General features: G+C 65.6%; 20 protein-coding genes and 1 tRNA gene. 10 read left to right on the forward strand and 11 right to left on the reverse strand.

Features of this window, described 5'->3' with window-relative positions; all coding sequences use genetic code 11:
• Positions 1–8: 8 nt before the first annotated feature.
• Both AC5Y4C_RS10270 and AC5Y4C_RS10275 read right to left on the reverse strand, forming a co-directional pair.
• A complete protein-coding gene (locus AC5Y4C_RS10270; RefSeq protein ID WP_499962683.1) occupies positions 9–1,085 on the reverse strand; it encodes an NAD(P)H-dependent amine dehydrogenase family protein in 1,077 nt (358 codons plus the stop codon).
• 8 nt (positions 1,086–1,093) lie between these two features.
• Positions 1,094–1,882 carry an SDR family NAD(P)-dependent oxidoreductase gene (locus AC5Y4C_RS10275; protein ID WP_499962685.1) on the reverse strand — a complete coding sequence of 263 codons (789 nt, stop codon included), beginning with the start codon at positions 1,880–1,882 and terminating at the stop codon, positions 1,094–1,096.
• 147 nt (positions 1,883–2,029) lie between these two features.
• Here AC5Y4C_RS10275 and AC5Y4C_RS10280 point away from each other — a divergent pair, with 147 nt between their 5' ends.
• From AC5Y4C_RS10280 to AC5Y4C_RS10315, 8 genes are all read left to right on the forward strand, one after another.
• Positions 2,030–2,644, forward strand: a complete 615-nt coding sequence (locus tag AC5Y4C_RS10280; RefSeq protein WP_499909237.1) for a TetR/AcrR family transcriptional regulator — start codon at positions 2,030–2,032, stop codon at positions 2,642–2,644.
• Between the two features lie 132 nt (positions 2,645–2,776).
• Positions 2,777–3,424 carry a hypothetical protein gene (locus AC5Y4C_RS10285; protein ID WP_499962737.1) on the forward strand — a complete coding sequence of 216 codons (648 nt, stop codon included), beginning with the start codon at positions 2,777–2,779 and terminating at the stop codon, positions 3,422–3,424.
• 158 nt (positions 3,425–3,582) lie between these two features.
• Positions 3,583–5,109 carry a nitric oxide reductase activation protein NorD gene (locus AC5Y4C_RS10290; RefSeq protein ID WP_499962687.1) on the forward strand — a complete coding sequence of 509 codons (1,527 nt, stop codon included), beginning with the start codon at positions 3,583–3,585 and terminating at the stop codon, positions 5,107–5,109.
• Positions 5,110–5,131: 22 nt separating this feature from the next.
• On the forward strand, positions 5,132–5,917 hold the full coding sequence (locus tag AC5Y4C_RS10295) for a CbbQ/NirQ/NorQ/GpvN family protein (RefSeq protein ID WP_499909241.1): 786 nt from the start codon (positions 5,132–5,134) through the stop codon (positions 5,915–5,917).
• A gap of 15 nt (positions 5,918–5,932) precedes the next feature.
• The gene (locus AC5Y4C_RS10300) at positions 5,933–6,061 is read left to right on the forward strand and encodes a hypothetical protein (protein WP_499909243.1); all 129 of its coding nucleotides are present in this window, start codon (positions 5,933–5,935) and stop codon (positions 6,059–6,061) included.
• Positions 6,058–6,759: a hypothetical protein gene (locus tag AC5Y4C_RS10305; protein WP_499909245.1), complete on the forward strand. Its 702-nt coding sequence runs from the start codon at positions 6,058–6,060 to the stop codon at positions 6,757–6,759. Before AC5Y4C_RS10300 ends, AC5Y4C_RS10305 begins: the two co-directional genes overlap by 4 nt.
• 22 nt (positions 6,760–6,781) lie before the next feature.
• Complete coding sequence (locus AC5Y4C_RS10310; protein WP_499909247.1) at positions 6,782–7,210, forward strand: hypothetical protein; 429 nt, start codon at positions 6,782–6,784, stop codon at positions 7,208–7,210.
• Between the two features lie 104 nt (positions 7,211–7,314).
• The gene (locus AC5Y4C_RS10315) at positions 7,315–7,449 is read left to right on the forward strand and encodes a hypothetical protein (RefSeq protein ID WP_499962688.1); all 135 of its coding nucleotides are present in this window, start codon (positions 7,315–7,317) and stop codon (positions 7,447–7,449) included.
• 136 nt (positions 7,450–7,585) lie between these two features.
• Here the strand turns inward: AC5Y4C_RS10315 and AC5Y4C_RS10320 are convergent.
• Positions 7,586–7,669, reverse strand: a tRNA-Leu gene (locus AC5Y4C_RS10320).
• Positions 7,670–7,822: 153 nt separating this feature from the next.
• Here AC5Y4C_RS10320 and AC5Y4C_RS10325 point away from each other — a divergent pair.
• Positions 7,823–8,200, forward strand: coding sequence for a hypothetical protein (locus AC5Y4C_RS10325; protein ID WP_499962690.1), 378 nt, complete (start codon positions 7,823–7,825; stop codon positions 8,198–8,200).
• Entirely contained in the window at positions 8,197–8,532 is a 336-nt protein-coding gene (locus AC5Y4C_RS10330; RefSeq protein WP_499909253.1) for a DUF3817 domain-containing protein, read from the forward strand. Before AC5Y4C_RS10325 ends, AC5Y4C_RS10330 begins: the two co-directional genes overlap by 4 nt.
• Positions 8,533–8,539: 7 nt before the next feature.
• On the opposite strand, the gene rdgB is transcribed toward AC5Y4C_RS10330, so the two are convergent.
• The 8 genes from rdgB to AC5Y4C_RS10370 form a co-directional block, all read right to left on the reverse strand.
• Positions 8,540–9,142 carry an RdgB/HAM1 family non-canonical purine NTP pyrophosphatase gene (gene rdgB / locus AC5Y4C_RS10335; RefSeq protein ID WP_499962692.1) on the reverse strand — a complete coding sequence of 201 codons (603 nt, stop codon included), beginning with the start codon at positions 9,140–9,142 and terminating at the stop codon, positions 8,540–8,542.
• Between the two features lies 1 nt (position 9,143).
• Entirely contained in the window at positions 9,144–9,923 is a 780-nt protein-coding gene (rph, locus tag AC5Y4C_RS10340) for a ribonuclease PH (RefSeq protein ID WP_499909257.1), read from the reverse strand.
• Positions 9,924–10,697 carry a cyclic nucleotide-degrading phosphodiesterase gene (locus AC5Y4C_RS10345; RefSeq protein WP_499909259.1) on the reverse strand — a complete coding sequence of 258 codons (774 nt, stop codon included), beginning with the start codon at positions 10,695–10,697 and terminating at the stop codon, positions 9,924–9,926.
• Between the two features lie 69 nt (positions 10,698–10,766).
• Positions 10,767–11,588, reverse strand: coding sequence for a glutamate racemase (murI, locus tag AC5Y4C_RS10350; RefSeq protein WP_499909261.1), 822 nt, complete (start codon positions 11,586–11,588; stop codon positions 10,767–10,769).
• Positions 11,585–12,265 (reverse strand): rhomboid family intramembrane serine protease, encoded by a 681-nt coding sequence (locus AC5Y4C_RS10355; protein WP_499962694.1) that lies wholly within the window; start codon positions 12,263–12,265, stop codon positions 11,585–11,587. Before AC5Y4C_RS10355 ends, murI begins: the two co-directional genes overlap by 4 nt.
• Entirely contained in the window at positions 12,256–13,218 is a 963-nt protein-coding gene (locus tag AC5Y4C_RS10360) for a cysteine synthase (RefSeq protein ID WP_499962696.1), read from the reverse strand. The genes AC5Y4C_RS10355 and AC5Y4C_RS10360 overlap by 10 nt, the downstream gene beginning before the upstream one ends.
• Positions 13,215–13,487 (reverse strand): MoaD/ThiS family protein, encoded by a 273-nt coding sequence (locus AC5Y4C_RS10365; RefSeq protein WP_499962698.1) that lies wholly within the window; start codon positions 13,485–13,487, stop codon positions 13,215–13,217. Before AC5Y4C_RS10365 ends, AC5Y4C_RS10360 begins: the two co-directional genes overlap by 4 nt.
• Positions 13,484–13,924 carry a M67 family metallopeptidase gene (locus AC5Y4C_RS10370; RefSeq protein WP_499909270.1) on the reverse strand — a complete coding sequence of 147 codons (441 nt, stop codon included), beginning with the start codon at positions 13,922–13,924 and terminating at the stop codon, positions 13,484–13,486. The genes AC5Y4C_RS10365 and AC5Y4C_RS10370 overlap by 4 nt, the downstream gene beginning before the upstream one ends.
• Between the last annotated feature and the right edge of the window lie 36 nt (positions 13,925–13,960).

Below are 13,960 nucleotides of genomic sequence, written 5' to 3' on the forward strand. Positions count from 1 at the left end.
CCGGATCCCTAGCTCCAGGCCAAGCCCCGCATCGTGGCTGACAGCGGGATGTCGTCGATGCCGATCAATCCCCTGGGGCCGCAGCACACCCACTCGATCGCGTTGACCACGCGAGCCGCAGTGGCCATGCAGCCGGCGTCGGTCGCGTCGAGGAACGGATGCGAAACATGGGTGTTGATCTCCACCCGCGGTTCGCCGTCCACGACGACGCGGTGCACGCCGGTATGTCCGTCCGGTGGAAAGGCCCAGTCCGGCGCGGCGGCCGGCGTCAGCCTGGTGACGTGTTCGGCCGTGATGATCGGTTCGCCGGCACGCATGCCTTCGGTGGCGAACCGAACGGCGGCCATGTGTCCGGGCTGCACCGTCATCATCCTGCAGTCGATGCGCTCTGGCGTGAACCAGCGCTCGGCCCGTTGACGCACCTCGTCGAGTGTGACGCCGAGATTGTCCGCCAGGCTGCGCACTTGGCCGCCCCACATCGACACGATGACACCGGGCAAGAACAGCAGCGGCGGATCATCGTCGGGACTCGATCCGAAACCCATTGCCGCACCTGTGAATTCAGCGTCATCGTAATTGCCGTAGTCGAAGATCTCCTGCACTGCGATCGAGACGACGCGTGTCGTCAGCGACAGCGCCGCGTGCACCATGGTGTCGCATGAGTAGCCCGGGTCTATGCCGTTGACGTACAGCGAGGAATTGCCGGCCTCGCATGCCCGCTCCAACGGCTCTCGCAGCCATTCCTCGGCGTGGCGTGGAGCGACCAGCCACACCATCGAGGTACCGACGACGTTCGTGCCGGCCGCCAGGAACCTGGCCATCTGGTCGATCGCCTCCATCGGCCGTGTCTCGCCGCGGGAGGTGTAGACGACGCAGTCCGCGCCCAGCGCCACCAACGCGTCGACGTCGTCGGTGGCCACGACGCCGGTCGGTTGGTCGAGCCCGCACAACTCTGCCGCGTCACGACCGACCTTCTCAGGGCTGACGGCATGGACTCCGACGAGTTCCAGATCCGGGCGGCCGATGACGGCTCGCAACGAATGCCGGCCCACGTTGCCCGTGGAGAACTGAACGACCCTGCGCATACCCGCCCCTAGTAGTCCGGTATGGGCAGTGGCGAATTGTTCGAGTCGATGCCGCCGTCCACGTGGAAGATCGCGTTGGTGGCGTAGCAGTCGCGGGTCGCCAGATACACGGTGAGCCGCCCCAAGTCCTCGACGTCGCCGAGGCGGTGCAGCGGTGTGGCTTCCAACATCTTCTCCAGCGACCCCGGCATCAGATCCAGACTTCCCTGCAGTCCCGCCGTAGCGAACGATCCGAGCGCGATTGCATTGACGCGGATCTTCGGCGCGAGTTCCTGTGCCATCGCTCGGGTGAGCGCTTCCAGAGCGCCCTTGGCGACGCAATACGCGGTCAGGGCGCGAATGCCGAATCGGGCAGCACCGGAGGAGATGTTGACGATCGAGCCGTGACCGGCGGCCAGCATGTGCGGTGCGACGAGCTGGCTCATGACGAATGCGGAGGTCACGCACCAGTCGAAGGTGTGCCTGAAATCGTCGTCGGTGATGTCCAGAAACCGCGCGTACGTCGAGCCGCCGACATTGTTGACCAGGATGTCGATGCGTCCGAACTGTTCCATCGCGGAGTTCACCACGCGTTCGCTGTCCGCGCGACTCATCGCGTCGGCGACAACCGCAAGCCCGGTTCCACCTGCATTCTCGATGTCGGCGATTGTTGCCGTGATGTCCGACTCCGTGCGCGCCGTGCCCACAACGGCCGCGCCGGCCTCCGCCAGGACTCGTGCGATGCCCTCACCGACGCCCTTGCCGGCACCGGTGACGATCGCGACCTGCCCCGCCAAGTCGAATTGCTCAAGCGCCATGCAAGCTCCTCGGAAGACAACGCGACGACGGGACCTGCTCATCTAAAGTAGAAAACTGACTCAAGTCAATATTGAGCGACCGACCGCAGCTGAGGACGTCGGCGGAGGCGATACGGTCGTGGCAGTTACGGAAGAAGGGCGAGAAGATTGGCAACGCTCGACCGGCCCTCGGCACGGGAAGCCAAGCGCCTGCAAACCAGGGAACGTCTGATGGGTGCAGCCGTCGCTGAATTCAAACGCTCCGGCATCGCCGACGCCGACGTCAGCGCAATCGTCACCGCCGCCGGTGTCGCCCACGGCACCTTCTTCTTCCACTTCCCCACCAAGGAACACGTCCTTTTAGAGCTGGAGCGCCGCGAGGAAGACCGAATTGCCAAGCAGATCAAGCGGTTCCTGGAGTCAGCGCCAGATCTGGCCTCCACGTTGCAAGAGGCGGTCCGGTTGGTGGTGGGCCTCGAGCGCCGACTCGGCGACGCACTGTTCAAGGATTTCTTGGCGTTGCATTTCTCGCCGACGCGGCCGCCGTCCGAGAACGAGAAGGACCACCCCTTGATCGTCGCCGTGGCTCAGGAGATCGAGCGTGCGCAGCGGCGTGGTGAGGTCGACCCCGAAGTGACACCCATGAACAGCGCGGTGTTCTTCCTTCTCGGGCTCTATGCGCTGTTGACCACCACCAGCGCGTGGCCGACGCGCGAGGCGATGCTCGACGACTACGTCACAAGAACGCTGCGCAGCATCGAGATTCGTCAGGGCCGACGCTGAAAAATGGGATACTGATTGACTTAAGTCAGTATCTGTCCGAAGGTAGATGCCGTGAATCTGCCGTTGTCGACCCGACGCCGCAAAGCGGGGGCTGTGTCCGCCCGGCCCGACGGACTCGGCTTCGACGAGCACATGGAGCAGTCGCGGCTCGCGCAGCGGCAGGCCGACAAGTGGTTGATCGCGGGCAGCATGCTCATCGGCACCGCCGCGCTCGGCATCTTCGGGCTTCCCTTGTTTCTTCGTGGAGTGTGGCTGCTGCGCCGCGCCCACCGCGCCGGGCTGTCCGTGCGTCCGATGCTCGTCACCTTGCTCGGGTACCTGGTGATCATCGACGCCGCCATCAACACCGTCGGTTGGGCGCTCGACATGGTGGCTAACCACACCCTGCTGGCCCGGGTGCTTCTCACCGGCTGGGGCAACATGTTCGACGCCGGTTACTTCTGGCATTTCAACGAGCTATGGATCGGCGGGGCGGCCGGTCCCGGCGAAAAGGGCTGGGAGATCGGCCTCATCCTGACCGTCTTCACGATGCGGATCGCAGCCGCTATCGGGTTTTTGCAGATGAAGCGGTGGGGCCACCAGTGGATGGTGATCACCTGCTGGATGGGCGCGGTGATCTGGATCGGCTACGTGTTCAACATGACCATGTACGCCGACGTGCGCTACGCCGGCGTCGTCTTCCCCGTCATCGGCTGGTGGCTCTACGACATCTTCTACATCACCCCCTTCCTCGCAATCCCCTACCTGCACACCGTCAACCGCGAAATCTTCTCCGACTGACTCCACTCACCGACCAGCGTCAGCCATCTGACAGTTAGGAGGTCCTGATCATGACCTGGATATGGGAGATTCTTCGATACGTCGCCGCCTGGGGCGGCACCTGTCTCATCATCGCGTTCTGGTACTGGATGTTCTCCAGCATCGGCACCTTCTGAACCGTGCCCGACGTCGCTGCAGCTGATCCGCTGGCGCTCGAGCGCAGCTGTTCGTTGACCGCGGTCGCCCTGAGTGGTCGGCGTCGCGAGGGGGCGCGCCTGGTGACCGGCGAGCATCGCAGCTTCGGGTTGAACCCGGCATCGACCGTCGTGCATGTCCCCTATCCACCGGCGCGGGACTGGACACGACGGACGTTGACGTGCGGAGTCGCGCTGCAGTGCTCGCCGTCGAAAGATCTTGTCGCCCAACACCGATTGAGCGACCTGTCGGCGCGTGAACGTCACGCACTGAGCCTCGTCGAGGGTAGCGTCGCGCTGGGTTGGGTGGCGGCGCGTTGGCCCGGACTGCTAACCGAGATGCGCCGTCAGCTGCCCGATCTCGAGATCGCCGACCGCGACACCGATGCCATCACGATGTTCGACCGCGCGATCGAACTGGCACACACCAAAGACGAGCTGCCGGAGTATCCCCTCCTGGGCACGTTGCCGTCGGCGTCCGTCACCCCTCATGGGCTACCAAATGCCATTCGCCGTTTTGGCAGGATGCCCTGGACCAGCGCTCAAAAGCGCCGTCCCCGACCGTATTCCGTACCGGTCGGGGGTGATGGCGGCGTCCGCAATCCCAACCTTCCCCCACCCAGCAGGCCTCGAGAAGACGACCTCGAAGCCACACCGAGCCGCAGGCAAGGCGTGCCCTACCCCGAATGGAACATGTGGACGCGCAGCTTCTTGCCGGACCATGTCGCCGTCATCGAACGCACACGCTGGACCGACCGGACAGAGCCGACGACGGTGTTCGCCGACCTACGGAAGTGGTTCGAAGAGCACACACTTCGCGCGATGACCAACCGTCTCGAAGACGGGTCGGACCTCGACGTCGACTCCTACGTGAGCCACTTCGTCGACTTGATGAGCGGTGAAGCCAGAGAGCCGCTCATATTTCGCGAGTTGCTGCCCAGCGGCCGAGACGTCACGACCGCGCTATTGCTCGACGCGAGTTCGTCGTTGGGCGTCCACGGCGGCCGAATATTCCGTCTGGAGTTGGCGTGCGCCGACGCGTTGTCCCGAGCGATGAATCGCGCGCGGGAGCGACACGGCATCTTCGCATTCACCGGCAACACGCGACATCGCGTCGAAGTGCACTGCCTCAAGGACTTTCACGACGCACGATTCGTGGCGCCCAGCGGCCTGGGGTTGAGGACCGGCGGCTACACCAGGCTGGGCGCCCCGGTGCGGCACCTGACGAGCAGGCTGTTGGCCCAGCCGTCGCAACGGCGACTGCTCATCGTGATCGGTGACGGGCTGATGTCCGACGAGGGCTACGAGGGCCGCTATGCGTGGGCCGACGTAGCCCACGCCGTGGAAGAAGCCAACGATGCGGGCGTGTCCGTCTACTACGTCGGCGTGGGTCCCGCGCGAGTCGATCCGCTGCCGGAGGTGTTCGGACCCCGGCGCTCACAACGGATTCGGCGGGTCGAAGACCTGCCTCGCGTCTTGGCACATGTGCACCGGGAACTGGTCGCCGCATGAGCGTCGAAACCCGAGGGGACAGATGACAACCGATCTCTACCTGACCAACGGCAACGAAGTCCAGCTGTTCGAGCGGGCCTACCGCCAGCGCATACCTGTGATGCTCACCGGACCGACGGGTTGTGGGAAGACGCGGCTGGTCGAGCACATGGGTCTGCTGCTCGAACGGCCTGTGGTCACCATCAGCTGCCACGACGACCTCACCAGCTCCGACCTCGTCGGCCGATTCATGGTGGCGGGCGGCGACGTGGTGTGGACCGACGGGCCGCTGACCAAGGCGGTCAAGGCCGGGGCGATCTGCTACCTCGACGAAGTGGTCGAGGCGCGCCACGACTCCCTGGCAATTTTGCATTCGCTGACCGACCATCGGCGCTGCCTGTACCTGGACCGAGCGGGCGAGGTCGTCGAAGCACCGGATTCGTTCATGCTCGTGTGCTCGTACAACCCGGCGTACCGGAGCTCGCTGAAGGAACTGAAACCGTCGTTTCGGCAACGGTTCGCCACACTGCCCATGAATTACCTGCCGCCCGAACGAGAGGCGGAGGTGGTGGTCGCGGAGTCGGGGGTGGAGCTGTCGACGGCCAGGCGACTTGTCCAGTGCGCCAACGCGATCCGCACTGCGGATCAAGTCTTCCACTTCGAGCCGCCGTCGACTCGTGCATTGGTGACCGCGGCCCAGCTGATCGCCGCCGGCGCGCGCGAAATGGAGGCGGCAGAAGCATGCATCCTCGCGCCGCTGACTACTGACGGAGCCATCCACGACGGGCTGCGGGAGATCGCCGCCGCGAGCTTGCTCACCAACCACTAGAAAGGGGCGCCGACGATGGACCAGCAGGAACGCAAGCGCAAGAGAGCGCTCATCGTCTTTCAGTTATTCATCTACGGCTATCTGCTGGTGATGTTTCTCATCCAGCTCTATATGTCGTTCGCCCGGGGTTGGTGGGAGCTGTGAATGTGCCCCTGCTGCATCGTCGTTCGGGCGCTGTGGGCCTCGACGAGCATGAGGACGCGTCCCGCCACGCCCAGCGCCGAGCCGACAAGTGGATGATCGCCGGTGCGGCGTTGATGGGAATGTGGGCGCCGGGGATTGTCGGATTTCCGATCTTCATGCGCGGAGTGTGGTTGCAGCGTGAGGCTCTTCGCGCCGGGCTGTCGGTTCGGCCGATGATCGTCACGCTGATCGGTTACTTGGTGTTGATCGACGGCGCGCTCAACAGCCTCGGCTGGGCGCTTGACCTCGTCGCGAACCACACGTTGATCAACCGGGTGCTGATGGTCGGCTGGGGCGCGATGTTCGACGGCGGCTACTTCTGGCACTACAACGAGCTGTGGGTGGGCGGGGCGGCCGGCCCCGGCGAAAAAGCTTGGGTCGCTGGGCTCATCCTCACCGTTTTCTCGATGAGGTGCGCTGCCGCTATCGGGTTTCTGCAGATGAAGCGGTGGGGCCACCAGTGGATGGTGATTACCTGCTGGATGGGCGCGGTGATCTGGATCGGCTACGTGTTCAACATGACCATGTACGCCGACGTGCGCTACGCCGGCGTCGTCTTCCCGGTCATCGGCTGGTGGCTCTACGACATCTTCTACATCACCCCCTTCCTCGCAATCCCCTACCTGCACACCGTCAACCGCGAAATCTTCTCGGACTGAAGGCTTCTCGAAGGAGCACCGCATGACAACGTCGTCCCCCACCGCTGCACAAGACAAGGCCGCCGAGCTCCCGCCGGGCACCACCCCGTACTACGCCCGCATGCACAAGTGGATCAAGCGGGCGGTCCTGGTGTGCCTCGTTGCGCTCGTCATCGAAGGCGCGTTCACGCTCCCCTTCATGGCGATCTACTACGGCTATCCGACGTTGAGCCTGACCGAGATCTGCAGCGAGTTGCTGAAGGTGCGGTACTCCGACGACACGCTGGAGTGCAAGTACCCGTATCCGGTGCTGGGGCCGCCGGAGGGCGCTGAAGGGAAGGACACCGCGCAGGACCAGTGGGGCATCCAGCCGGTGCCCAAATACCACCGGCTGGGGTTCCGGGAACTGGTCCGGATTCACAACGACCGGCTCGCGCGACAGGCCGCTCAGCAGCAGTCGGCTCAGCCGTGACGCAATTTCCGACGACACCAGTGGGGTAGTCGACTACGCACGCCACCGCCGCTGACCGCACATAGCTTCGACGTCATCGAACGCCGACACGAAAGGTCAGTCCGATGACGCTCGCAGGTATCGAATTGCCACATTGGCGTACGCGCACGCCGCGGACGAAGACCCCCAAACGCCACTACCCGCCGCGGGCCAGCTACTTCGAGGCCTCCGTCTTGGACCGCGGAGTGCGGCGCACTTGACCATCGCGACTGTCGCTTCTCAGTGGGCACAACCGTCGGCTAGCTCTTCTCCCAGCCGATGCCATCGTGGTCGCGGTCGAGCCACGGCCAGTAGTAACGGCTTTCCGACGGGATGAGAAGGCTATCGAGCTGAGAGTGCGGGCGGAGGGACTCGAACCCTCACGCTCTTGCGAGCACGGGGACCTAAACCCCGCGTGTATGCCAATTTCACCACGCCCGCGGCTTCGCGATCGTACCGCTTTGCAGCAGACGGCCCGACTTCGCGAATGTGAACTGGTTGCGGTCCGCCCCGGCGTGTCGGCGCAACCAGTTCACGTTCGCGCAGGCGAGGACGAAGTCGTCGGGCCGAAGAGCGCAGCGGTACCGTCAAGATATGCCCACTACACGGCGTCGAAGGCCGGCGCTGATCCTGCTGGTGATCGTCGCCGCCGCGGCCTGCCTCGCGCTCGGGTGGTGGCAATGGCAACGCTATGAGTCCGCTTCCGGCACCGGCCAGAACCTGGGCTACGCCCTGCAGTGGCCGGTGTTCGCAGCGTTCGTCGTCTACGCCTACCGCAAGTTCGTCCGCTACGAGGAAGAGCCGCCGCAGCTGCACAAGCCCGACACGGTGACAGAGATCCCGCCACATCTTCTACCCCAGCGCCCAAAACCGACGCGCGAAGAACCGCAGGACCCCACACTCGCCGAATACAACGCCTACCTAGCCGAACTCGCCGAAGCCGACAAGAGACACGACAGGACCATTCGATGACCGCTGAAAGCAGCACGGAGACAAGCAAGATCCGCACGGCCCTCAACGCTTACCGGGTGATGGCGTGGGCGACGGGCATCTGGCTCATCGCCTTGTGCTACGAGATCGTCGTCAAGTACCTCGTACAGGTGGACAACCCGCCGTCGTGGATCGGTGTCGTGCACGGCTGGGTCTATTTCGTCTACCTGCTCGCAACGCTCAATCTCGCCGTCAAGGTCCGCTGGCCGCTGTGGACCACTGTCGGCACCCTGCTCGCCGGAACGATCCCGCTGCTCGGCATCATCGTCGAGCACGTCCGCACTCGAGAGGTCAAAGACAAGTTCACGGTGTAGCCCGGAGCTAGGAGTGGGCGAGCGCCCGCAACGCCGGCACGAGAGCCGCCAGCGCCCGGCCGCGATGCGACCGAGCATCCTTCTCGGACGGACTGAGTTCGGCCGCACTGCACTCGAGTCCGTCGGGAATGAAGATCGGGTCATAGCCGAAGCCGCCGTCACCGCGAGGCGCGCTCGCGATCCGTCCCGGCCACCGCCCGCGCACCACCACCTCACCGGTGGCGTGCACCAAGGCACATGCCGAGATGAACGCGGCGCCCCGCCGCTCAAGCGGAACGTCGCGCATTTGAGCCAGCAACAACGCATTGTTCGCAACATCGTCACCGTGAGAGCCCGACCAGCGCGCCGACAGCACGCCCGGCATTCCGTTCAACGCGTCCACCTCGAGCCCGGAGTCGTCGGCCACCGACGGCAACCCCGTCGCGGCGAACGCGTCGCGCGCCTTGGCCAACGCATTCTCCTCGAACGTCGCACCGATTTCGGGTGCCTCGTCGAACGCCGGCACGTCGGACAGCGACAGCAGGGTGAACGCCAACCCCGCCGCATCCAGCACCCGCCGCAGTTCCGCCAACTTCTTGGCGTTGCGGCTCGCCACGAGCAGCCGGGTCACCTCAGCTGCCGAACGCCTTCTTCGGCGGCGGGCGCTCCGGCAGCACGCCGGGATACGGCAATTCCAACGCCGCCCGCTGGATGTCGAACAACTTCTCCGTGGCACCCAGCGCCGCGTCCAACAGCTTGTCCAGCGTCGAGCGCGGGAACGTCGCACCCTCGCCGGTGCCCTGGACTTCCACGAGTGTTCCGGTGTCGGTGGCGACGACGTTCATGTCGACTTCGGCGCGCGCGTCCTCCTCGTACGGCAGATCCACGCGAATCCGCCCGTCGACCACCCCCACGCTCACGGCGGCGATCATGCACGACAGCGGTCTGGGGTCCGACAACTTGCCGGCCGCCGACAGATAGGTGACCGCGTCGGCCAGCGCGACGTACGCGCCGGTGATCGCCGCGGTGCGGGTGCCGCCGTCGGCCTGCAACACGTCGCAGTCGAGCGCGATGGTGTTCTCACCCAATGCGGCCAAGTCGATGCACGCCCGCAGCGACCGGCCGATCAACCGGCTGATCTCCTGGGTCCGCCCGCCGAGACGGCCCTTCACCGACTCCCGGTCCGAGCGGGTGTGCGTAGCCGCCGGCAGCATCGCGTACTCCGCGGTCAGCCAGCCGGCGCCGGTTCCCTTGCGCCACCGCGGAACCCCGTCGATGACGCTGGCTGTGCACATCACTCTGGTCTCGCCGAACTCGACGAGCACCGAGCCCGCAGGGTGAGACGTGAAGCCCCGCGTGATGGTGACGGGCCGCAGCTCGTCGTCGAGGCGGCCATCCTCTCGGCTCGACATCTACCGGCTGACCTCGAACGTCTCCTGGCACACGACGGCCCGCACCGGACCGTCGAATTCCGCTTTGGCCTCCGTGATGATGTCCTCCCGCGACGTCCACGGCGGGATGTGAGTGAGCAGCAACTCCCCCACCCCGGCCAGCGTCGCGATCTGGCCCGCCTCGGTGCCGGACAGATGCAGATGCTCGGGGCGCTTTCCCGGCGCATGCGTCCACGACGCCTCGCATAGGAACACGTCGGCACCCCGCGCCAGATCCACGATCGCGTCGCACATGCCGGTGTCGCCGCTGAACGTGAACACCGCTCCCGAGTCGTCCGTGAACCGCAGCCCGTACGCCTCGGTGGGATGAGCGACTGCCCGCGGCAGCACTCTCACTGATCCGAACTCCACTTCTTCGCCGTCATTCCAGTGCCGCACGTCGAAGATGTCGGAGAAGTCGTCGACCTCGCCTCCGAACGGAGACGAGGCCTGAGCCAGCCGCGACCAGGTGTCGCTCGGTCCGTACATCAACGCCTTGCCGACCGCGGGCACCGGGTGGTAGCGCCGCCACACGAACAACGCCGGCAGGTCGATGCAGTGGTCGGCGTGCAGATGAGACAGAAGCACATGCACCGCGTTGGGATCGGCGTGGCGCTGCAGCGCGCCCAGCACCCCATTGCCGAAGTCGATGACCAACGGAGGAGCGCCCGGTGCCGTCAGCAGATAGCCCGACGCCGGCGAATCAGGTCCGGTGACGCTGCCGGAGCAGCCGAGCACGGTGATTCGCACAGCCACTAGCTTGCCACGCCGCAACTGCTGTTGACGAAGACATCGCAGCAAAACGCTCGGACCAAGTGGGCAGTCTCAGGTCCGCGAGCCAACGTGATGCCTGACCGGGCGCACACCATCCAACGCCGGGCCCAAGAACCGTGCCGCAAGCTTTGTGAACGCGTCGGGCTCACCGGTCGCTTCGAACACCCGTGCCGCCGGCGGCGCGTCGTGCGGACGCAACAGATCCAGCTCGGTGAGCACACGCACGACGTCCTTCGCGGTCTCTTCGGCGCTCGACACCAACGTGACCGCATCGCCCATCACGAGTTGGATCAAGCCGGACAGCAACGGGTAGTGGGTGCAGCCCAGAACCAGGGTGTCGACGCCGGCGCGCTGCAGCGGCTCCAGATACCCCTCGGCCAGGCCGAGCACCTGCCGCCCGCTGGTGACTCCCCGCTCGACGAAGTCGACGAAGCGCGGGCAGGCCACGCCCGTGACGACGGTGTCGCGGGCCGCGGCGAACGCGTCCTGATAGGCGCCGGAGCCGATCGTCGCCTCGGTGCCGATAACGCCGATGCGTCCATTGCGCGTCGTGGCGACGGCCCGGCGAACGGCAGGCAGGATCACCTCGACCACCGGCACGTCGTAGCGTTCGCGGGCGTCGCGCAGGCACGCCGCCGACGCGGTGTTGCACGCGATCACCAGAATTTTCACGCCGCGGGCCACCAGGTCGTCGCCGATGGCCAGCGCGTGCGACCGCACCTGAGGAATGGTCAGCGGGCCGTACGGCCCGTTCGCAGTGTCACCGATGTAGATGACGTCCTCGTCGGGCAACTGGTCGATGATGGCGCGGGCGACCGTCAGACCGCCCACCCCGGAATCGAAGATGCCGATGGGCGCGAATCGCGATGTCACGACGTCAGGTATGGCGTCGCCTGCCGACGGCGTTGTTCGCGCGCCTTGCGCTCAGGGCCGGATAGCACGTAGGCGGCAAACACTCCCGCGATCGCTCCGCATAAATGGCCCTGCCAGGAGACCCCGAAGGTGCCTGGCAGCACGCCGAGCAGCACGGTGCCGTACGCGAACAGCACCAGCACCCCGATCATGATTTCCCAGATCCGCCTGGTGAACCAACCGAACACGACCAGGAACGCAAGCCAGCCGAAGATCAGACCGGAGGCGCCGATGTGGTTGGTCTCCGGCACGTACGCCGGTTTTCCCACGTTGCCGATCAGCCAGGTGCCGAATCCCCCGACGACCCAGACGATGGCGGTCGCGTAGACGAACCGCGCCAACCCGGCGAGTGTCATCAAGAACCCGAGCACCAGAGCCGGCCCGGTATTGGCGATCAAGTGGTCCCAGTTGGCATGCAACAGCGGGGCCCAGATTATGCCCCAGAGTCCGTCGGTTTCCAGGGGCCGGATGCCGTTGTCGTCCAAGTCGTGGCGGTTGAGCGTGTCGATCAACTCGACGACGTAAAGCAATGCGACGAACGTGACGATGGTGACGCCGCCTGTCAGCGTCACGGACCGCTTCTTCGTCTGCCGCACCGGTGCCGGCGAGGTGCCACCTCCCGGTCCGATCATGCCCATAGCTGCCCTTCCAGCGCGTCCTCGGCTTCGTCCAGGCTACCGGCGTAGGCACCGGTCGACAGATACTTCCACCCGGCGTCGGCCACCACGAACGCGATGTCGGCACGCTGCCCCGCCTTGACGGCCTTGCCCGCCATGCCCAGCGCGGCGTGCAGCACCGCTCCGGTGGAGATGCCCGCAAAAATGCCTTCGGTGTCGACCAATTCGCGGGTGCGCCGCACCGCGTCAGCGGAACCGACCGAGTACCGGGTGGTGAGTACCTCGGGGTCGTACAACTCGGGGATGAAACCCTCGTCGATGTTGCGCAGCGCGTAAACGCCCTCGCCGTAGCGAGGTTCCGCGGCGACGATCTGGACGCCGGGCACATTTTCGCGCAGGAACCGGCCCGTGCCCATCAGCGTTCCGGTGGTGCCCAGGCCCGCGACGAAGTGTGTGATCTCCGGCAGGTCGGCGAGCAGCTCCGGCCCGGTGCCCTCGTAGTGCGACGCGCTGTTGGCGGGGTTGCCGTACTGGTACAGCAACACCCACGTCGGATTCTGCGCAGCCAATTCCTTGGCCCGCGCCACGGCAGTGTTGGAGCCGCCCTCGGCCGGCGAGAAGATGATGCGCGCGCCGTACAGCTCCAACAACTGGCGGCGCTCGATCGACGTGTTCTCCGGCATCACGCAGATCAGCTGGTAGCCCTTGAGCCGTGCCGCCATCGCCAGCGAGATCCCGGTATTGCCACTGGTGGGCTCGAGGATCGTCGACCCCGGCGACAGCACTCCTTGGCGTTCAGCCTCTTCGATCATCCGCAATGCGGGCCGGTCCTTGATCGAGCCGGTGGGATTGCGGTCCTCGAGCTTGGCCCACAGCCGCACGTGGTCAGGGTCGTCCCACTTCGGCGACAGCCGCGGCAGCCCGACCAGCGGCGTGTTGCCGAGTGCCTGCAGCAGCGAGTTGTAACGGGTCATCCGCCAGCGACTGCCGGCAGGATCGTCACCGTATCGCCGTCGTTGATCTCGGTGTCCAGGCCGCCGGAGAAGCGCACGTCCTCGTCGTTGACGTAGATATTGACGAAGCGGTGCAGCTTGCCGTTGTCGACAAGCCGTTCGGAGATGCCGGAGTAGTTGGACTCCAAATCCGAAATCACCGCCTGGAGGGTGTTGCCCTGAGCGGTGACGCGCTTCTCCCCGCCGGTGTGGTTCCTCAGAATCGTCGGGATCGAGACGCTCACGGTCATTGTGGTGCTCCTTCAGCGATGCTTTCGTAGGAGTCGACGACGGTCACCGGCTCCTCGGTCACGACGCCGTCGACGATGCGATAACTGCGAAGCTCGTGGCGGTCCGGGTCGCGCGTCGAGATCAGCACGTAATGTGCGTCCGGTTCGGCGGCGAGCTTGACGTCGGTGCGGCTGGGGTAAGCCTCGGTGGCGGTGTGACTGTGGTAGATGACGACGGGCACCTCGTCGGCCTCGTCCATTTGGCGCCACACCTTGAGCTGCTCACCCGAGTCGAAGCGGTAGAACGTCGGCGAGCGCTCGGCATTGGTCATCGGGATGTGGCGCTCGGGCCGGTCGGAGGTCTGCGGCCCGGCGATCACACCGCACGCCTCGTCCGGATGGTCGGCGCGGGCATGCGCGACCATCGCGTCGACGAGATCGGCACGAATCACCAGCACTGTCTTGCTCCTCGCGTCCGCACCCCTGCGGTCCTT

Source organism: Mycobacterium sp. NGS35 (genome assembly GCF_059812855.1).

Bases quoted from the DNA above. Each gene is read 5' to 3' on its own strand.
- AC5Y4C_RS10270 (WP_499962683.1), bottom strand. From the start codon at position 1,085: ATGCGCAGGGTCGTTCAGTTCTCCACGGGCAACGTGGGCCGGCATTCG.
- AC5Y4C_RS10275 (WP_499962685.1), bottom strand. From the start codon at position 1,882: ATGGCGCTTGAGCAATTCGACTTGGCGGGGCAGGTCGCGATCGTCACC.
- AC5Y4C_RS10285 (WP_499962737.1), top strand. From the start codon at position 2,777: ATGGAGCAGTCGCGGCTCGCGCAGCGGCAGGCCGACAAGTGGTTGATC.
- AC5Y4C_RS10295 (WP_499909241.1), top strand. From the start codon at position 5,132: ATGACAACCGATCTCTACCTGACCAACGGCAACGAAGTCCAGCTGTTC.
- AC5Y4C_RS10300 (WP_499909243.1), top strand. From the start codon at position 5,933: ATGGACCAGCAGGAACGCAAGCGCAAGAGAGCGCTCATCGTCTTTCAG.
- AC5Y4C_RS10310 (WP_499909247.1), top strand. From the start codon at position 6,782: ATGACAACGTCGTCCCCCACCGCTGCACAAGACAAGGCCGCCGAGCTC.
- AC5Y4C_RS10315 (WP_499962688.1), top strand. From the start codon at position 7,315: ATGACGCTCGCAGGTATCGAATTGCCACATTGGCGTACGCGCACGCCG.
- AC5Y4C_RS10325 (WP_499962690.1), top strand. From the start codon at position 7,823: ATGCCCACTACACGGCGTCGAAGGCCGGCGCTGATCCTGCTGGTGATC.
- AC5Y4C_RS10330 (WP_499909253.1), top strand. From the start codon at position 8,197: ATGACCGCTGAAAGCAGCACGGAGACAAGCAAGATCCGCACGGCCCTC.
- rph (WP_499909257.1), bottom strand. From the start codon at position 9,923: ATGTCGAGCCGAGAGGATGGCCGCCTCGACGACGAGCTGCGGCCCGTC.
- AC5Y4C_RS10355 (WP_499962694.1), bottom strand. From the start codon at position 12,265: ATGGGCATGATCGGACCGGGAGGTGGCACCTCGCCGGCACCGGTGCGG.
- AC5Y4C_RS10360 (WP_499962696.1), bottom strand. From the start codon at position 13,218: ATGACCCGTTACAACTCGCTGCTGCAGGCACTCGGCAACACGCCGCTG.
- AC5Y4C_RS10365 (WP_499962698.1), bottom strand. From the start codon at position 13,487: ATGACCGTGAGCGTCTCGATCCCGACGATTCTGAGGAACCACACCGGC.